Annotated in this window: 21 protein-coding genes; 17 read left to right on the top strand and 4 right to left on the bottom strand. The window is 44.2% G+C overall.

What is annotated here, in order from left to right; translation table 11 throughout:
- Positions 1–21 precede the first annotated feature (21 nt).
- Together NSU11_RS18300 and NSU11_RS18295 are read left to right on the top strand one after the other, a co-directional pair.
- Positions 22–849 carry a glycosyltransferase family 2 protein gene (locus NSU11_RS18300; protein WP_342493709.1) on the top strand — a complete coding sequence of 276 codons (828 nt, stop codon included), beginning with the start codon at positions 22–24 and terminating at the stop codon, positions 847–849.
- A complete protein-coding gene (locus tag NSU11_RS18295) occupies positions 846–1,526 on the top strand; it encodes a uracil-DNA glycosylase (protein ID WP_342493708.1) in 681 nt (226 codons plus the stop codon). Before NSU11_RS18300 ends, NSU11_RS18295 begins: the two co-directional genes overlap by 4 nt.
- 33 nt (positions 1,527–1,559) lie before the next feature.
- Here NSU11_RS18295 and NSU11_RS18290 read toward each other — a convergent pair whose 3' ends face one another.
- On the bottom strand, positions 1,560–2,918 hold the full coding sequence (locus NSU11_RS18290) for an aldehyde dehydrogenase (RefSeq protein ID WP_342493707.1): 1,359 nt from the start codon (positions 2,916–2,918) through the stop codon (positions 1,560–1,562).
- Positions 2,919–3,088: 170 nt separating this feature from the next.
- On the opposite strand from NSU11_RS18290, the gene NSU11_RS18285 reads away from it, so the two are divergent.
- From NSU11_RS18285 to NSU11_RS18275, 3 genes are all read left to right on the top strand, one after another.
- The gene (locus NSU11_RS18285; protein WP_024423816.1) at positions 3,089–3,421 is read left to right on the top strand and encodes a YwdI family protein; all 333 of its coding nucleotides are present in this window, start codon (positions 3,089–3,091) and stop codon (positions 3,419–3,421) included.
- A gap of 33 nt (positions 3,422–3,454) precedes the next feature.
- Complete coding sequence (locus NSU11_RS18280) at positions 3,455–4,762, top strand: purine/pyrimidine permease (protein ID WP_185853926.1); 1,308 nt, start codon at positions 3,455–3,457, stop codon at positions 4,760–4,762.
- Between the two features lie 70 nt (positions 4,763–4,832).
- Positions 4,833–5,204 (top strand): DUF423 domain-containing protein, encoded by a 372-nt coding sequence (locus tag NSU11_RS18275; protein WP_003215282.1) that lies wholly within the window; start codon positions 4,833–4,835, stop codon positions 5,202–5,204.
- Between the two features lie 41 nt (positions 5,205–5,245).
- Here NSU11_RS18275 and NSU11_RS18270 read toward each other — a convergent pair whose 3' ends face one another.
- The 3 genes from NSU11_RS18270 to NSU11_RS18260 form a co-directional block, all read right to left on the bottom strand.
- Positions 5,246–5,863 carry a cupin domain-containing protein gene (locus tag NSU11_RS18270; protein WP_024423814.1) on the bottom strand — a complete coding sequence of 206 codons (618 nt, stop codon included), beginning with the start codon at positions 5,861–5,863 and terminating at the stop codon, positions 5,246–5,248.
- 130 nt (positions 5,864–5,993) lie between these two features.
- Positions 5,994–6,524: a spore coat protein GerQ gene (gene gerQ, locus NSU11_RS18265; RefSeq protein ID WP_024426405.1), complete on the bottom strand. Its 531-nt coding sequence runs from the start codon at positions 6,522–6,524 to the stop codon at positions 5,994–5,996.
- A gap of 193 nt (positions 6,525–6,717) precedes the next feature.
- Positions 6,718–7,383, bottom strand: a complete 666-nt coding sequence (locus NSU11_RS18260) for a YIP1 family protein (RefSeq protein WP_342493914.1) — start codon at positions 7,381–7,383, stop codon at positions 6,718–6,720.
- Between the two features lie 184 nt (positions 7,384–7,567).
- Here NSU11_RS18260 and NSU11_RS18255 point away from each other — a divergent pair, with 184 nt between their 5' ends.
- The 12 genes from NSU11_RS18255 (at position 7,568) to NSU11_RS18200 (ending at position 18,616) form a co-directional block, all read left to right on the top strand.
- Complete coding sequence (locus NSU11_RS18255) at positions 7,568–8,338, top strand: glycosyltransferase family 2 protein (RefSeq protein WP_342493706.1); 771 nt, start codon at positions 7,568–7,570, stop codon at positions 8,336–8,338.
- A 6-nt stretch (positions 8,339–8,344) separates the two neighbouring features.
- On the top strand, positions 8,345–9,757 hold the full coding sequence (locus NSU11_RS18250) for a CDP-glycerol glycerophosphotransferase family protein (RefSeq protein WP_327831074.1): 1,413 nt from the start codon (positions 8,345–8,347) through the stop codon (positions 9,755–9,757).
- Positions 9,758–9,778: 21 nt separating this feature from the next.
- On the top strand, positions 9,779–10,957 hold the full coding sequence (locus NSU11_RS18245; protein ID WP_185853924.1) for a DegT/DnrJ/EryC1/StrS family aminotransferase: 1,179 nt from the start codon (positions 9,779–9,781) through the stop codon (positions 10,955–10,957).
- Positions 10,954–11,829: a GNAT family N-acetyltransferase gene (locus tag NSU11_RS18240; protein ID WP_025093837.1), complete on the top strand. Its 876-nt coding sequence runs from the start codon at positions 10,954–10,956 to the stop codon at positions 11,827–11,829. The genes NSU11_RS18245 and NSU11_RS18240 overlap by 4 nt, the downstream gene beginning before the upstream one ends.
- Before the next feature lies 1 nt (position 11,830).
- Positions 11,831–12,955 (top strand): N-acetylneuraminate synthase family protein, encoded by a 1,125-nt coding sequence (locus NSU11_RS18235; protein WP_185853923.1) that lies wholly within the window; start codon positions 11,831–11,833, stop codon positions 12,953–12,955.
- Positions 12,945–13,685, top strand: a complete 741-nt coding sequence (locus NSU11_RS18230) for a glycosyltransferase family protein (protein ID WP_171464768.1) — start codon at positions 12,945–12,947, stop codon at positions 13,683–13,685. Before NSU11_RS18235 ends, NSU11_RS18230 begins: the two co-directional genes overlap by 11 nt.
- The gene (locus NSU11_RS18225) at positions 13,682–14,710 is read left to right on the top strand and encodes a glycosyltransferase (RefSeq protein WP_025093840.1); all 1,029 of its coding nucleotides are present in this window, start codon (positions 13,682–13,684) and stop codon (positions 14,708–14,710) included. The genes NSU11_RS18230 and NSU11_RS18225 overlap by 4 nt, the downstream gene beginning before the upstream one ends.
- Before the next feature lie 2 nt (positions 14,711–14,712).
- Entirely contained in the window at positions 14,713–15,453 is a 741-nt protein-coding gene (locus NSU11_RS18220; protein WP_125585818.1) for a sugar phosphate nucleotidyltransferase, read from the top strand.
- The gene (rfbB, locus tag NSU11_RS18215) at positions 15,450–16,415 is read left to right on the top strand and encodes a dTDP-glucose 4,6-dehydratase (RefSeq protein ID WP_024426396.1); all 966 of its coding nucleotides are present in this window, start codon (positions 15,450–15,452) and stop codon (positions 16,413–16,415) included. The genes NSU11_RS18220 and rfbB overlap by 4 nt, the downstream gene beginning before the upstream one ends.
- A gap of 3 nt (positions 16,416–16,418) precedes the next feature.
- Positions 16,419–17,273 (top strand): dTDP-4-dehydrorhamnose reductase, encoded by an 855-nt coding sequence (rfbD, locus tag NSU11_RS18210; protein WP_149126167.1) that lies wholly within the window; start codon positions 16,419–16,421, stop codon positions 17,271–17,273.
- Positions 17,266–17,721: a dTDP-4-dehydrorhamnose 3,5-epimerase family protein gene (locus tag NSU11_RS18205; protein ID WP_024423802.1), complete on the top strand. Its 456-nt coding sequence runs from the start codon at positions 17,266–17,268 to the stop codon at positions 17,719–17,721. The genes rfbD and NSU11_RS18205 overlap by 8 nt, the downstream gene beginning before the upstream one ends.
- Before the next feature lie 103 nt (positions 17,722–17,824).
- Complete coding sequence (locus NSU11_RS18200) at positions 17,825–18,616, top strand: SDR family oxidoreductase (RefSeq protein WP_269780168.1); 792 nt, start codon at positions 17,825–17,827, stop codon at positions 18,614–18,616.
- The last annotated feature ends 14 nt before the right edge of the window (positions 18,617–18,630 follow it).

Genomic DNA, 18,630 nt, shown 5'->3' with positions numbered 1-18,630 from the left:
TATTAAAGGAGTAAGCTGCATATGAAGATTTCCTTATTAATTGTGACACATAACCGGCTCAGCGCACTGTGTGAGCTGCTTGAATCCATTACAAGACAAACCGTACAGCCTTTTGAAATTGTTGTCGTCAATGATGCAGGAGAGCGAGTCGACATCATTCAGGAACTTTACCCTGAGCTTCCGATCCGCTTGATTCATTTAGATGAGAATGTCCAGCATGTAAATGCCAGAAATGTGGGGGTGCGGGAGCTGACAGGCGACGTCATCATGCTGAGTGACGACGATGATTACTTCACACCTTGTCATATCGAACGCATGAGCAAGGCGCTGGAGGATGCCGATTTTGTCTTTTCTGATGCAGAAATTGTATCATTTGAAGAAAAAGGCGCGACCCGTTTTCCGCTGTCGAGACGTTTGTTTGCTTATACAGCAGATATTGAGGATATGCGTGTCTTTTCTACATATGTTCCTTCGGGCAGTATGTACAAGCGCTGTATACACGATGAGATTGGCTATTTTGATCCAGCGATGCATCATTATTGGGACTGGGACTTCTTTTTGCGTGTATCACAGCATGCCCGAGTGAAACGGGTGCCAGCTGCGAGCGTGATCTATGCGTTTTTTGACGGCGGTGGAAATCAGTCTAGTGATCTTGGTGAAACAAGGAAAAACTACTTAGATGATTTAAGTGAAAAGCATGAACTGGGCAATCTGCCGACAGCGAACTTTGCTATATTATTAGAAGAACCAGCGATGAAAAAAAGAGAATCAGAGAGTGAGATTGTGTGGGATGGAAAACCGATGATCTCCAGACTAGCGCAGCAAGTAGAAGGAGGAAAACCACAATGAAGCCATTTTTAAATGAGAGCTGGTGGGCTGTGATGAAAAGTGAATTTGAACAGCCGTATTATCAGGAATTACGTGAATGGATGAAGGAAGAATATCGCACGCAGACCGTTTTTCCAAAACCAGATGACGTGTATCGTGCTCTTCATTTGACGTCATATGAAAAAGTCAAAGTGGTGATTTTAGGACAAGACCCTTATCATGGCCCAGGGCAGGCACATGGATTAAGCTTTTCTGTTCAGCCGGGCGTCAAACACCCGCCATCTTTGAGAAATATTTTTCAGGAGCTAAAGGATGATCTTGGCTGTCCTGTTCCAAACCACGGCTCACTTGTCAGCTGGGCAGAGCAGGGTGTGCTGCTGTTAAACACTGTGCTGACTGTGAGAAAAGGCGAGGCGAATTCTCATAAAGGCAAGGGCTGGGAACGTGTGACAGACCGCGTGATTGATGTGCTGAATCAGCGTGAACAGCCCGTCGTTTTTGTGTTATGGGGAAGACATGCTCAAAACAAGAAAGAACGCATTGATCAAAACAAGCATTTCATCATTGAGTCACCTCATCCAAGTCCTTTTTCTGCAAGAAACGGCTTTTTTGGCAGCCGGCCGTTTTCAAAGGTAAACGCGTATTTAAAGCAAATGGGGATTGAAGAAATCAATTGGTGTATCAAGGATATTGAATGAAAATAGGACGAGGGGAGAGACCCTTCGTCCTGTTTATTTTAAAAATTTACGAACCAAGTCGAGTCCGTTTTTCGCATTTGGATAACGGAAGGAAAAATCGAAGCGATTGGTTTGCCGCAGGACGCTTTTTTCATGCGTAAAAGTAAAGAAGCTGTCCTTCCCGTGATATCGCCCCATGCCGCTTTCGCCGACGCCTCCGAATGGCAGGTAAGGTGTAGCGACATGCATAAGCGTGTCATTGATACATCCTCCGCCAAATGAGAGGTTGTCTAGAATATAGGTTTCTGTTTCTTTATTTGTTGTAAATAAGTAAAGCGCAAGCGGCTTTGGCCTTGCTTTGATCATATGAACTGTCTCATGCAGAGAATCAAAGGTCATGACAGGCAGAATCGGTCCGAAAATTTCCTCCTGCATGACGGGATCTTCCCATGTGATGTGGTCTAAAATGGTCGGAGCGATTTTGAGCTCCTGTTCATTGCGCTGTCCACCTGTGACGATCGTTCCATTTGAGAGAAATTGTGTAAGCCTGTCAAAATGACGCTGGCTGACATTTTTTCCAAAGTGCGGATGCGTTTCGGGATGTTCACCATAAAAGTCACGGATACAGGCCGTCATTTCTCGCAAAAGTTCCTCTTTGATGGATTCATGAACGAGCAAATAGTCTGGTGCAATGCAGGTTTGCCCTGCATTGGTGAATTTTCCAAAGGTGATCCGCTTCGCTGCTAATTTGATGTCGGCATCAGGCATGACGATGCTGGGACTTTTTCCGCCAAGCTCAAGTGTGACAGGGGTCAAATGTTTTGCGGCGGCTTCCATGACGACTTTGCCAACTGCCACACTTCCAGTAAAGAAGATATAATCAAAGGGCAGTTTCAGCAGTTCTGTACTGACTTCAACACCGCCCTCTACGACAGCCGCATGGTCTTCTTGAAATACACGTTTGATGATAGTGCTGATCACTTGTGAGACTGCCGGCGTCAGCTCAGACGGCTTTAAAATCACGGCATTTCCCGCAGAAATCGCACCGACTAATGGAGAAAGGGCCAATTGGAAAGGATAGTTCCAAGGAGCAATGATGAGCACACTTCCATAGGGTTCCTTGATGATCATGCTTTTTGATCCGATATGAGTCAGCGGTGTTTTCACGCGAGTTGGCTTCGCCCATTTGTGAAGGTGCTTGAGGGTATGATTGATTTCTTCATACACTATCCCGACCTCTGTTGTATAGGCTTCCTGTTCGGATTTATGTAAATCATGGGCTAAGGCCTGTAAAATATCCTTTTCATGCTGTTTAATTGCTGCTTTTAAGTCTTGAAGAATGCGGATGCGTTCTTGAACCGCCGGCTTCTGAAAGACTTTTTGTTTCTGAAATAGAGCAGTGAGCTTGTCCATTATTCAATCCTTTCATAGACGATGTTGTTTCTTTTATTATGTGTGAATGAAGATGACGGGTCAAATAAGAGAGTCGTGAGCGCACTGCTTTGAAAAAATGAACCCATTTGGTTTGTTCATTTGGTAAAATAATGTTGAAAAGAGATTTTTTTAGATTGGAGGGTCTACCCTTGAATATTCATATATCAAGCCTGCTTCAAAAAATGGAGGAAGCGGTTCAAAAAGCAAAACAAAGTGGGAATGATGAAGAGGTGAAACGTCAAGTGGCGGCCATTTCTTCACTATGTGATGTCATTCTCGACGCACCATCACAGGTGCAAATGCCGCAGTCGCCGGTCATTTCACCACCTTCATCGATACATACACCATCAGCACCATCTGTGTCTGCAGATCAAGCCATGCTGGAGAAACTCATGGGCACAAGTGGTGCGAAGAAATTTCAGCAAAATGATGAGGGTCAAAAAGAGAAGGACGGGAACGGCGACTCTATTTTTGATTTTTAATGGTCTTGTCACGACAAAGGGAAGGTGATCGGTTTGAAACTATTTTTGGGCGCCATTCAGTGGATGGCATTTTTTATCGCAGCTTCTATTGCCGTACCAATTGCGATTGCACAAGCATTTGAATTGAATCAAGTGCAATCGGCGGAGCTGATTCAAAGTACTTTCTTTTCACTTGGTCTTGTGGCAATGGTGCAGTGTTTATGCGGCCATATGCTGCCGATTAATGAAAGTCCAGCAGGGCTTTGGTGGGGTGTGTATACCCTTTATGCCGGCATGACAGGTACAATCTTTGCGACGTATCCTGAAACCCTGCAAGCATTACAAGGGGCTTTAATTTTTAGTGCTGTTTTCTTTTTTATTTTTAGTCTATTTAAAATCATCAATTGGCTCGCGTCTTTATTTACGCCAGTCGTCACAGGCATTTACCTGCTGCTGCTTGTTGTGCAGCTAAGTCAGCCAATTATGAAAGGGCTGATGGGCATCGGCTATCGGGGAAATCAAGTAGACGGGCTTGTCTTTTGCTTATCGATCTTGATTATTATCCTTACCTTCATGATCAGCCGCTCAAAATGGCATTATTTAAGACAGTTTTCTGTGTTATTCGCACTTGCAGGCGGATGGCTGTTATTCGCTCTACTCGGATTGGCGAAGCCGGTCCGAATTCCAGAACAAATCATCGAGTTTCCGAAGCTGTTTCCATTCGGTATGCCGGTCTTTGACAGTGGATTGCTTGTCACGTCCTTTTTTATAACGATTTTACTCATTGTGAACATGCTGGCAAGTATTCGAATTGTGGAAAGCTCAGTGAAGGCATTTGGTGAACTGCGTGAGCGGAAAAGAGCACGTCCTGCTGGTTTTGTCGCAGCATTTGGTCATTTATTAAGCGGGCTGATCGGGGCGATTGCGCCTGTACCTATTTCGGGGGCAGCCGGATTTATCCAGACAACCAAAATTCCTTCGAGAAAGCCTTTTTTCATAGGAAGTCTGCTTGTTGTTCTCATTAGTTTGTTTCCCCTGCTCATGAGCTTTTTCTCTGCATTGCCACCCCCTGTGGGGCTTGCTGTAAACTTTGTGGTCTTCTCTTCTATGATTGGGATTGCGATGTCGGAGTTTGATCAGTATGAGAAAGAAGAAATTCCGCGGATTCGCTTTGTTCTTGGGATTGCTGTTTTAGCGGGCGTAGGGGCGATGTTTGTGCCTCAGGGGGCCTTGAAAGGGATGCATCCTGTGCTCATTTCATTATTAAGCAACGGTCTTGTTCTAGGCACACTCATTGCGATCGTGGTCGACCAAGTCTTGTTACGAAAGAAAAAGAAATCCGACAATCTCGTGTCAACGTAAAGGGAAAGTTGAATGTCGCCCTTCACCCGCGCTATGATAAATATAATTGACGAGATAAGGAGAATGACGAATGAAACTATTTTTCATTTTAGGTGCCATTAACGCCATGCTTGCTGTTGGACTTGGAGCCTTCGGTGCGCACGGTCTAGAAGGGAAAATCCCTGAAAAATATATAGAAATATGGAATAAAGGTGTTCAATATCAGATGTTCCATGCGATAGGACTATTTATTGTCGCCTTTCTTGCAGATAAGCTGTCAGGTGTTTCCCTAGTTCCAACCGCTGGATGGGTGATGCTTGCAGGCATCCTTTTCTTCTCAGGAAGCCTTTATGTGCTGGCATTGACGCAGGTGAAGATTTTAGGTGCCATTACTCCTATTGGCGGAGTAGCATTTATCGCCTCTTGGATCATGCTTGTCATTGCAGCAGCAAAAAATTTATAAGCCAATAAACCGATGCTCTCATAGGGGCATCGGTTTTTTTCTTAACTCCAGTAAGGGGTATAGTTGGGCGGTGCTTGATAATATGGGACGTAGTGAGATGGAGGGACAGGATGCGTTTGAGACTCTTCCTCCCGGTGGCAAAATGGTCCGATAAACACACTTGGTTTCACAGGCTTTATCGCCTGCTTCCACTGTGTTTCGTTCATGCAATAAGTATGGGCCATGATGTGAGAAGGGGTGAGGGTGAGAAGGTCTGAGCCTAGGATCACTTCAGGTGTAGATGCGTTAAAAATGGCTAACAAATGAGTTCTGTCTTGGAGAGCGACTTCATAGTGCCACCAGCCTTGAGGCACGTTTGCCACCTGTCCAGGTGTGATGGTGTAGGTGTGCAGTTTTTTTGTAAATGGATTCAGCATCGATACGGCAGCAGAACCGGCTATACAATAAACAAGCTCTGCCGCATTTTGATGATAATGAGGCTCTACGACTTTGCTTTTACTCAAATATATATCCAGCAGGGACACTTGATCCAACGAGTTTAATTGTTTTTTTCCTAACACATTAATCAGGTTATGCTGATCGAATTTCACAAGGGGGCTTTGATTCAGATCGTATGAAAATTTGACATTTGGTGATGTATAATCCAGCTCAACAGTCATTGATGTCACCTCTAGGCTTTTGATAAAAACTACTAGGCATCTTATGAGCAGCGCTCTAGAGGTGTGACAAAAACCTAGACAAAAGAAAAAAGCAAGGGCACCTGAGTCCTTGCTTTTGCCATGCTTGACGTTATCTCGGAGAATATGTTGACATCGAATAAGGATAATCATATTGAATTTCTCCATCAAACGTAATGTAATCAAGATAGATTGTTAATAGTAAGTATCGTGTTCCTGTCTTATTATCACTAATGATAATGTGGTCACGCCCTGCAGCTTCTATGACGCCTCTAAAAATCTTCGAATTCCATTCCTTACTCGCCTCAAACGTCATATAAATCGTGGCTACCTTGCCGCGGTTCAATCGTAGAATATTTTCAATATAGGACTGCTCAATAGGCAGCTGTCCTGTGACATTCTGCTGATAAACCGGTCCAGAAGGAATTTGATAGGGCTGACCGCCGCCCTGCGTTCCTTGGCCTCCTTGTGAAGTACCGGTTGACGGCATTGGTGAAAACCCCTGCTGCATTTGACCCTGCGTTTGGGGAGGGACTGAATAACCCATCTGCTGCGCAGGATACGGATTTGCTCCATATTGTTGCTGGCGGAAATCTTGACCTTCGAAACCCGAACCTTGCCCAAATTGATTTTTCAATTTCATAACGTTCCTCCTCTTTCCTCATGGTGTTCTAAACAGAAGGCGCTAAAGCACCTGTTGTTTCCATAGCATTCTTTCTCTCTTTCACACTATGAGACAGGAGGGGAGAATATGTACATTGAACGAAAAAAAGGAACTGCTATGCAATTCCTCAGCGTGAAGACAATCCCTCGTATTCTATCGGTACTCGTCCTTTTTACATGATCCAGTTTATAGCGTGCTGAATATCAAATAAAAGTGTCATGATGAGAAAAAAAGCGGCGAGCGGTGTAATCACAATGATGAAGGCTTGCCATAATCTGAGCTTCATCACAGCGACAATGCCTAAAACAGCCATTCCCAATATCCACGTCTTTGCATATGCTTCCGTAAGAGGTAAAAGATCGAGATAATACCATACTTCATAATGCTGATCTAAATATGGTGAGATTTTAACAAACGTGTACGGACCAAGCATCGCAACAGTGAAAATCCAAGTAAGTGAAAATAAAGCAGAAGGGAAAAAGACCGTCAGTGTGCACGCTTTGAGTATATCTCGATACGCCGTTTGACAGCCGAAAAAGAGACGTCCTAACCACTTGATGATGAGGACACCGAAAAATAGAATCATATTGCCTGCCAAAATACCATATCCCGCTCCTTGTATCAGAATAAAAGGGAATGGAATATGATTGCCCATATACTCGCTAAAATACCCTTCGTAGATCCAGCCTGTACCGGCGATACTTGCAAGGAGCATCATCAGCCAAATGGGAATATTGGAATGTTGATATGAGCGAATAATCGTTTTTGTTGCGACGAAAATTTTAAAAAATCGAAAAAATCCTTTTACTTCCTCTTCTTGGGAGTGATCATTCTTCATAGCTTCCAATGTTCTTTACTCCTTTAATACACACAAATGATTACTTATATTACCAAAAAGTTCGCATTTTTCAAAGATAGATCAATAAAAAAATACAATTTTATAAAAAATAGGTCACTCTACAGTCTCTTTAAGAGGAGACACATATGATAAACATAGTTTGAAAGAGACCGAGGTGAAAACTTTGACAAAAGTAACTGTCATTATGACGAGCTATAACAAGGCGGCTTACGTCGGCAGATCGATTGAAGCGGTCCTGCAGCAGACGCTGTCAGACTTTGAACTTTTTATCATGGATGATGGATCAAACGAAAAAACCCTTGCTGCTATTGAACCGTTTCGCAAAGATCCCCGCGTTCATTTTATTAAAAGCGGTGTCAAAACGCTGGAAGAGAGAACAGCGAAAACTCGCTACGCCGTGCTGATTAATCAAGCATTAGAACTGGCAAAAGGGGAGTATATTTCCTATGCCACAGATGACAATGTCTACGCCCCGGACCGTTTAGAGAAGCTCACTCATTATCTAGATGCCCATCCAGGTAAAGATATTGTCTATTCTAGTTCTAAAGTGATCTATTTAAATAGCAAAAAAGAGCCAGTGAAGGAAACAGTTCGGCCGGCGCAAACAGTGCAATGGAATGCCCCCTGCGCCATAGATCATTGCTCGGTCGTGCATCGTACATCCATTTTATCAAAAATTCATGAGGAATTTGGGTCTTACTGGGACGAGAGTCCGCATTTTTACCGAATAGGGGATGCCCGTTTCTTTTTCCGCTTAAATCATTTTTATCCGTTCTATCCCTTTGATGAAATATTAGATACAAATTACATTACAGAACAGTCCATTCATTATCAGCTGGCAGAAGAAGAGAAAAGTGCCTTTATTCAAGCACTTCCCGAGCAGTCCACCTGCTGGGAGCTTCGCAGTATATTAAAACAAAGACATGGGAGGTGACCTGAAGTGTCGCACTATATTCATCATTATTGGCAGGTGTACTTTGAGTATGTGAATCTGATGAAGGATTTGTCCTACAAGCAAATTCCTCTTGGGTTGATCAGTAATTTTTATCAATATATTAGTCCTGAAGTGAGGGAACGCATGGAAGATGAAGCATTCGGTCAAGAACTGACAACCGCTTGTCCATTACCGGAAGAGATTCAGCCATTTTTTGATCAGCATAAACAGCAGATCAAGCGTGTGGCTTATCGTCCGGCGAATGGAAAGGTATTGCTTCACTTTGAACACCTGCGTTTTACGGAACAAAATTACACGCGGTTCCATCCAAACCAAACGGTGGTGCTCGCTCGCTGGAAGAAGGCGGATTATTACGGATTACCCGTGATCAGTAAGCCGGAATTAGCCGGAGAGGTTAATAAAGAAGCCCACGCTGAATATATTGAAAAAGCAAATGCTCTCCTTAAACCTTACGCTCACCACCCTGTCTTTGGCAATGTCTTTTTTAGAGAAAAATTGCGGAAGGACATTGTGCAATTTATTGATGTCATTGACCAGATAGAAATGCTATTTCAAATGCAGCCGATTGCAGCTGTTATTGTTGGAACGACAGAGGATGTCTACAGCCGCGTACTCGCTTTGCAAACAGTGAAACGCCAGCTTACGAGTATCTGTCTTCAGCACGGCGCGCTTATGGGAGACGAAGCCTTTTTACCGATTTTTACGACTTGTCATGGGGTGTTTGGAAAGTATGAAAAGGATTGGTATGTAGACAAAGGCTGTCAGCCGGAACAGGTGGAAATCACAGGTCATCCGAGGTTTGATTTGGTGAAGGAGCGAACGCCGCTTCAACAGGACCTCATTTTTCGTAAATTGAATTTCAGTCCGGCTAAAAAGACCGTGCTTGTGGCAACGCAGCCGTTTTCTGAAGCCTTTTATGGCGATGTTCTTAAAACGATCGCCAAACGGAAAGACATTCAGCTGATCATGAAGCCGCATCCTTGGGAAATTGCTCGAAATCGATTAAATGACTATGTGTCTATTGAACGAGCGGGAAATCATGTGAAATTGATTAAAAAAGAAATTGACCTGTATGACCTGCTGCCATATGTGGATATCGTGATTACGCTCACATCTACAGTTGGTCTTGAAGCGATGCTTTTTGAAAAGAGTGTGCTGATCGGGAAAATGACAGAAGGCAGAAGATACCCATATTACGAGTCGCTTGGCAGTTATCATATGGAAAACCCTGTTGAACTAGCTGAGAAAGCCATTCGTATTTTGTCGGATGAACAAGAGATGAAACTGGCAAAGCAGCAAGGAGCTCAGTTCATTAAACAACATTATCCGCATGCGCGATCTATCGATGTTCTGCTTTCTCTGCTCAAAACAAAAACTGGTGTGGATTTTCAGAGATGAAGATAGGGGTGTGCAAGCGATATGGGAAAAAAGAGAGCACAATTTCTTCCTTATGCTCTGCCTTTCATTGAGCAGGAGGAAATTGATGAAGTCATTGGAACATTAAAGTCCGGCTGGCTGTCAACTGGACCAAAAGTAAGACAGTTTGAAGAAGAATTTCAGCAGCTGACAGGTGCAAAACATGCGATCGCTGTCAATTCATGTACGGCTGCTTTATTTTTAGCCTTAAAGGCAAGAGGGATTGGGGCTGGGGATGAGGTGATTACAACCCCTCTGACATTCTGCGCAACAGCTAATACGATTATCCATACGGGGGCAGCGCCTGTATTTGTCGATATTGATCCAGCGACCCTCAACATAGATGCAGAGAAAATAGAAGCGGCCATTACACCACATACAAAAGCGATTGTTCCTGTTCACTTTGCCGGTCAATCGTGCGACATGGACCGAATTTTAGCGATTGCCAAAAAGTATGATCTATTTGTACTTGAAGATGCTGCCCACGCTCTTTACACAACGTACCACGGTCAGCCCGTTGGATCCATTGGTGATGCGACCGCTTTTAGCTTTTATGCAACGAAAAACCTAGCGACTGGTGAAGGCGGCATGCTGACAACAAATGATGATGCGCTTGCTGCTCGGATTAGAAGACTAGCGCTGCATGGGATGAGCAAGGGAGCGTGGAATCGTTATGGAGAAAAAGGAACGTGGTATTACGAGGTCGAGGAACCAGGCTATAAAATGAACATGTTTGACGTGCAGGCATCGTTAGGGCTTGTTCAGCTAAACCGTCTGGATGAGATGCAGGCACGGAGAGAACAGATTGCAAAAGCATACAATCAGGCTTTTCAAAAAGAAGCGGGTCTTATCCTGCCGCCTGTGCATCAAGATGGAAGACATGCATGGCATTTGTATGTACTGCAAGTGAATCCAAAAGAAGCATTCATCACGCGGGATGAACTGATTGATCAGCTGCAAAAGGAATATAAAATCGGCACGAGTGTTCACTTTATCCCTGTTCACTTGCATCCATACTATCAGGAAACATATCACTATTCACCAGAGGATTTCCCTGAGTCACTCGCATACTACAAGCAGACGCTCTCACTGCCGCTCTATCCAAGTATGACAGATGAAGATGTGCAGGATGTTATCACAGCGGTGTTGTCTATTTTAAAAGAACAGAGGGCATCATCATGAAGGTCGTTCATGCTGTAGATGATCAGGTGCTGGCTGCTTGGCTGGAGAAATACGGTCAACAAGCGGAACAAATGAACGGATTCAAGCAGTTTGCTCTTGTTAATGGCGCCCAGCTCAAAGCAGTCCTGTTATATGAATGGTCAAAATGGGAAAGCGGCATTTTTGATCAGCATATTTTTCATGTGAAGTTTGTGGAAGCGGAGTCAGCGTCTTCTTTTCAAGAATTGATGGAGCGTTTCATCAATTGGATGAGAACTGAAAAATGCGATTTTTTCTTTTTACGTCTTGAAGCGTCTGATCTTGTAAAAAACCGTATCGTTCAAAGACTGTCACATGTGTACTATGTGGGAGGTCTCACTCGTCTTGAGGCGCCGCCTGTTCATATGGAGCTTCCATCAACAGGTGAAGATGTGGTTATTAGTCTGCCGAATGAAAAGGATTACGATGAGGCGGTCTCACTTGCTCATCAGGCGTTTGGGAAAAGCCGGTACGCACTTGATCCTTTTTTAGATCAGAATGTCGTCCAGCATTTCTTTCAGGAATGGATGAGAAACAATTTACTCGGACGTGCAGATATCAATCTCGCGGCAAAGGTAAACGATGAAGTCATTGGTTTGATTCAAGGGGTGACAAAGGGCGATGAACTAGTGCTTGATTTATTGTCCATTAGACCGGATGCACAAGGAAAAGGGATCGGAAAAAAGCTCGTGATGGCGATAATAAAAGCCTCTTATGAGAGAGGGCATCGGTTTATGTCTGCCGGAACTCAGATGCATAACACAACCGCGATTCAGCTGTACGAAAAGCTGGGCTTTAGAACAAAAAATGCCTTCTTGTATTACCATGTGTGGCCGAAAAAAGGAGAGAGGTAAGATGGCGCATTTCTATATCGGAGATCGCAAAGTAGGGGATGGTGCGCCTGTCTTTATCATTGCAGAGGCAGGCATTAACCATGATGGAAAGCTGGATCAGGCGCTTGCTTTAATTGATGTGGCAAAAGAAGCAGGTGCCGATGCGGTGAAGTTTCAAATGTTTCAAGCTGATCGGATGTATCAAAAGGAACCGGGTTTGTACGAAACAGCCAAGGGGGAAGAGGTGTCTATTTTTTCTTTAGTGGAACAAATGGAGCTGCCGCCAGAATGGCTCCCGGTGTTATTGTCACGCTGCGCGGAAAAAGGGCTGATATTTTTAAGCACAGTGTGTGACGAAGAATCTGCGGATCTATTGAATCAAACCGATCCGCCGGCTTTCAAGCTGGCATCCTATGAAATCAATCATCTGCCTCTTATGCGTCACACGGCATCTTTTCAAAAGCCCATCATATTCTCAACAGCCGGGGCAACCATTTCGGATGTCCATGAAGCATACGAGGCGATTACAAGCGAGCAAAATCAGCAGGTCGCTATCATGCATTGCGTAGCAAAGTATCCAGCACCTAGAGCTTACACGAATCTGCGCGTGCTTCAAACTTTAGCTGCGGCATTTCCCGACGCAGTCATTGGCTTTTCTGATCATAGTGAGCATCCAACTGAAGCGCCTGTAGCTGCTGTGAAGCTTGGGGCGGCAATCATTGAAAAGCATTTTACAGTCGATAAAACGTTACCTGGGGCTGATCATTCCTTTGCGCTTGATCCTGAAGAATTGAAGGAAATGGTTCAGCATATTCGAGCGGCAGAAAAGCAGCGGAATTTAAAAGAAGCTGACATTCATTCAGTGCCAGAAGAGCTCCTTGGCAGTTCTTATAAAACGACAACAGCTATTGAAGGCAAGATTCGTGAATTTGCGTATCGAGGCATTTTTACGACAAAAGGCATTGCGAAGGGCGAGACATTGACCGCAGAAAATCTAGCTGTGTTACGTCCAGGACAAAAAAGCCAAGGTCTGCATCCAAGGTATATGGCGGTTTTACTTGGCGCAAAGGCTGTCAGAGATATCCCAGCCCATACAGGGGTTTCGTGGAAAGATGTACTCATGAAGGAGACGCCAAATGAACAATGATGTCCTTTTTGTCATACAGGCGAGAATGGGCTCAACAAGGCTGCCAAAAAAGGTAATGAAACCGATCGGCGGTATGGCGCTGATCGACCTGATTGTTGAACGGGTAAAGCAATCAGCTCATTACAATCACAAAACGCAGAACCTTATGATCGCCACAACAGTTGAGGCAGAAGATGATCTGCTGGCTCATTATTGTTTATCAAAGGGCTATAAAGTATTTCGTGGCAGTGAGACGGATGTACTGCAGCGATTTGCGCAGATTGTCCGTCATTTTGAACCGCAAACCATTGTGCGTTTAACGGGAGATAACCCATTTATAGATCCAGTCCTTTTGTCGAAAATGCTTGAAAAACATAGACAAGAGAAGGCTGATTACACGTATACGGCTGGAACGCCACTGGGTATTTCCGGGGAAATGATCGACGCACAGATTTTAAGTGAAATCGACAATTTTCCCCTTACGCAGCCAGAGCGTGAGCATGTCACGCTCTATATCAGAAAGCATCCTGAGCAATTTCACCTGCAATTATTCACACCGCCCAAAGAACTTGCATATCCTGCTTATCGATTCACGATTGATACAGAAGAAGATTATGTGTTTGCGACCCGTTTACTAGAGAAAGCTGGCGGCTCCATTGCTGTGCCTACGGCTGAACTCATCACCATTTGCGAACAAGACCCTGATATTGTTCGGTTGAATCAATTTGTGAAACAGAAGGATGCTGAATGAACAAGAAAATCATGATTGTTGTGTATGGTGGGTTTTTAAGAGGGATGGGGCATGTCGTCAGAATGAAACGGCTGGCAAATCAACTGCTTCAAGAAGGAAACGACATATCTTTCTATACAAATGAACAGATCTGTGTAGAAATGCTCTCAGGTCCAGATTGGCACGTTCATTTGGTGCAGGAGTCGAAGGCATTCCTTCAGATGGAGCAGGACATAAAAGAGCTGAATCCAGATCTTCTGCTGATTGATGTACTTGATTGTGACCTCCAATTTCTTCGATTGATCAAAGCGTCCTCCGGCTCTGCAAGGCTGGTTTTATTTGAAGAAATAAGAGCAGAAGCTTGTCAGCTTGCCGATGCTGTCGTGAACGGCATTTATGGCGGTCTGGACGAAAAGCACATGCAAGTAGATGGGACAGAATATTTTTATGGAACACCTTATTTATTGTTAGATCAAGAGATAAGCCGATTAAAAGACACATATGAGGTTCGAAAAGAATGCAAAAAGGTGGTCATCAGCCTTGGGGGCAGTGACCCATGCGGATTGTTATCAAAGGCTGTATCAGCACTCCTCGAAGCTGACCACTTACACATCTTAGCGGTTACAGGAAAAGCCTCCCGCATTGAAGAACAAATAGAGGCTGAGCATATTCAATTCATTCGTCATACAGATCAATTACTTGCACGCCTTTCGGAAGCTGATCTGGCAATAGTGGCTGGCGGGATGACGTTATACGAGGCAGTTTGTATCGGAGTGCCCAGTATTGTCCTTTCACAAGTCGATCACCAAGCAGTGACAGCCGCTCGTTTTGCACAAAAGGGAGCCTGCCGTCATCTTGGATTAGGTGAACTTGTGGATGAAAAAGATATACGATGTGCTGTGGAAAGGCTGTCCGGCAGCTATTTTCTCCGCAGGAGCATCCATCTCAATGGACGGACACTCATCGATGGAAAAGGAACTGAACGAGTGAAAAACATTCTTATACACCTCATGAATCATCACCAAAAAGAACATAAGGATGTGTAGATGTGAAGGGAGTTATTTTAGCAGGAGGAAAGGGATCACGACTGGCGCCTTTAACGAAGATTTTCAATAAACATTTATTGCCGGTTGGTCCATATCCAATGATTTATTGGTCATTGTTCAAATTGAAGGAAGCAGGGATTTTAGATGTGATGGTCATATCACAAGAAGAACAAATCCCGCTGTTTCAAAAGCTGCTTGAAAGCGATCAGGAACTGGGGATGAACATCGTATATCAGGTACAGCCTGAAGCGTCTGGGATATCAGACGGCTTATCCTATGCAAAGCCCTTTGTTAAAGGGGAGAAGTTTGTGCTGATGCTTGGTGATAATGTATTTGAGGATTCGCTAAACCCTTTTGTTGAAGCCTTTCAGCGGCAAGATAGAGGAGCCAAGGTTTTGTTGAAAGAAGTGGCAGATCCAAACCGGTTTGGCATTGCAGAAATTGATGCCACGCGCCAACGGATTTTATCAATAGAAGAAAAGCCGGAGTATCCGCGCTCATCTTACTGCGTCACGGGCATCTATTTTTATGATCAAGAAGTCTTTCAATATATTGAGAGAATCTTGCCGTCAGATCGAGGCGAATTAGAGATTACAGACGTGAACAATCTCTATATCTCAAATAGCCAGCTGACCTATGATATGTTAAAAGGGTGGTGGATTGATGCAGGAACACATGAATCTCTCCACGAAGCATCTGCGAAAATGTTTGAAACGATGAAGAAAAAAGAGGGATCCGAATGACGAAGTCTTATTTAATTACAGGTGGAGCGGGTTTTATCGGACTGAATTTTGTGAAGCTGCTGCTTCAGGATACAAATATCAGGCTCACCGTTTTTGATAAATTAACATATGCCAGTCATCCAGACGAGATGGATGAATTATTAAAGTTGTCTCATTTTCGGTTTATTCAGGGGGATATTACCCTTCAGCATGAGCTGGATCAAGCATTTGACGAAGTCTATGATGCAATCATTCATTTTGCGGCAGAATCGCATGTTGATCGCAGCATTGAATCGGCAGAGCCTTTTATTCAAACAAATGTCCTCGGAACGTATCGTATGCTTGAAGCAGTCTTAAAAGGAAAGGCGAAAAAGCTCATTCATATTTCAACAGATGAAGTATATGGAGATTTGGAGCCAGATGATCCTGCTTTCACAGAACAAACACCACTTTCACCGAATAATCCTTATTCAGCAAGCAAGGCGAGTTCAGACCTGCTTGTGAAATCCTATATCCACACTCACCAATTACCCGCGATGATTACACGATGCAGCAACAATTACGGACCGTATCAGCATGAGGAAAAATTAATACCGACCATTATTAGAAAAGCAGTCAATGGAGAGAAAATCCCGATTTATGGAGACGGCCGGCAAATTCGCGATTGGCTGTATGTAGAGGACCATGCGAGAGCTGTGAAGAAGGTGCTCGAAAACGGCACAGCCGGGCAGGTATACAATATTGGCGGCGGCAATGAGAAAACAAATCTCGATTTAACCAAAACGATTCTATCGCAGCTCGGAATCAGTCATGATCAAATTGCGTTTATTCAAGACCGAAAAGGACATGACAGACGGTATGCCATTGATGCCAGTAAGCTAAAAGGCGAGCTCGGCTGGACGCAGGAGACGTCATTTGAAGAAGGTATCGAAAAAACGATCAATTGGTATCGAACCAAATACGATCAGAGCGAAGAAGGGTGACGGATGAAAGTTTTAATCACCGGTGCAGGCGGCCAATTAGGGAAAGAATTGAGCAGACAGCTCAAAGAAAAAGACATGACCGTCATTGCCTTAACGAGGAACATGCTCAATATCACAGACCAGCAGGCAGTTAGACATGCGATGAGACACTATCAGCCTGATATTGTTGTCAGTGCAGCAGCCTATACATCTGTTGATCAATGTGAAACAGAAACCGAAAAGGCGTATCTTGTGAATGGCATTGGCGCCTACTATACAGCCCTGGAAGCAAAGCGCGCAGGCGCTGATGTGTTACATGTCAGTACAGATTATGTGTTTGACGGGCAGGCGGACACCCCTTACCAAGTCGATGCACAAGCAGATCCTCAAACCATTTATGGAAAGAGTAAAAAGCTTGGTGAGGAATTGATTCAGCTTGTGTCAGACGAAGTGAAAATCATTCGTACCTCGTGGCTCTACGGACATGAGGGGCATAACTTTGTGAATACCATTCTTCGGCTCGCTGAAACGAAGGATCATTTGCGCATTGTGAACGATCAAATAGGGTCTCCTACTTATACAAAGGATGCAGCCGAGGCCTTGATTCATTTGTTTGATCAGAAGGCAGGCGTGTACCATGTCAGTAATCGAGAAAGCTGTTCCTGGTTTGATTTTGCGTCAGAAATTGTGATGAAAAGCGGCCTGTCCGCTACAATTGAGCCGATTTCCACGGAAGAGTACGGCTTCCAAACGCCACGCCCAGCCTATTCTGTCTTAGATCTTCAAGCGATTGAAGCCACAGGCTGGCAGCCGAGGCATTGGAAGGATGCACTTCACGAATATTTGCAGAAAGAAGGGAGATGGCAACAGTATGATTGATGGTGTTCAAACAAAAAAACTCATGAAACATTGTGATGACCGCGGCTTTTTTGCAGAGCTCATTCGAGATGATGAGCCGATGCTGAAACGCTTTGGTCAGGCGTCATGGTCGAAAAGCTTTCCAGGCGTGATCAAAGCTTTTCATTATCATGAAAAACAAGACGACGTTTGGTTCTTCCCGGCAGGTCATGCACAGGTCGTGTTATACGATTTGCGTGAGGACTCTCCCACAAAGGGGCAAACCGATGTGTATTATATGGGGGAAGACAATCCGATGCTGCTTCTCATCCCAAAGGGTGTCGCGCATGGCTACCGTGTACTAGGTGAGACGCCGCTGCAAATTGTGTATTTCACAACAGAATCGTATGACCCGAAAAACCCAGATGAAAAGAGAATCGCCTGGAATGACGAAACGATCGGGTTTAATTGGGAAACGACATTTAAATAGAGAACGGGGGCCTTTCGCAGGAGAAAGGTCTTTTTTTGTTGAAATACATTCTATATGTGTCATTTTATGTATATGTACTAAGCTGATAAGAAAAGGGATGTGGATGAGTTTGTCTAAAAGAATTGCGTTTGTAACAGGAGCAAGTACAGGGATTGGAAAGGCCATCGCCATAAAGCTTGCCGCTCAAGACAATGTAAAGATCATCATCAATTCTAGAAATCAATCCTCACTAGAAGAAGCGCAGCAGCACATTGGGCGTATGGCAGAAACAAAGGAGCCGGTGGCTCTTTTCTGTGGGGACATGTCAGATGAAGGAGTGAGGGCTGAGGCTTTTACGAAAATAGAAAAAGAGTTTGGCAGACTGGATGTGTTGATTAATAACATTCCAGGGGGGAAGCCAGATACTTTTGATTCATGTGACAGCGAGCAGATGATGGCAGCATTTTCTCAAAAAGCCATTGCGTACATTGATATGATGAAGCGTGCGGCAGCGATGATGAAACGACATGAATATGGCCGGATCATTCAAATTGTCGGGAACCTATGGAAGGAGCCCGGTGACCAAATGTTTACGAACAGTATGATGAATGCAGCGATTATTAATGCTAGTAAAAATGCTGCCACACAGCTTGCACCTTCAGGGATCACAGTGAATTGTTTAAATCCGGGATTTATAGCTACAGATCGGTATGAACAATTTATCGGAAACATGATGCGTAAACAGGCATTATCGAGGGAAGAAGCTGTACAGGCTGTAGCGTCAGGAATTCCAATGAAAAGAGTGGGGTCAGCTAGTGAAATGGCTTCATTGGCCGCTTTTATCGCATCAGAGGAAGCCTCCTATCTTACAGGACAACAAATATCCGTCGATGGTGGTTCGATGAAAAGTATATGACATCAAAAAACCCG

It is taken from the genome of Bacillus sp. FSL R5-0712 (assembly GCF_038593285.1).
Classification (GTDB): Bacteria; Bacillota; Bacilli; order Bacillales; family Bacillaceae; genus Bacillus; species Bacillus safensis.
The sequence above is the reverse complement of the archived record's forward strand: the minus strand, read 5'-3'. Positions and strand labels throughout refer to the sequence as shown.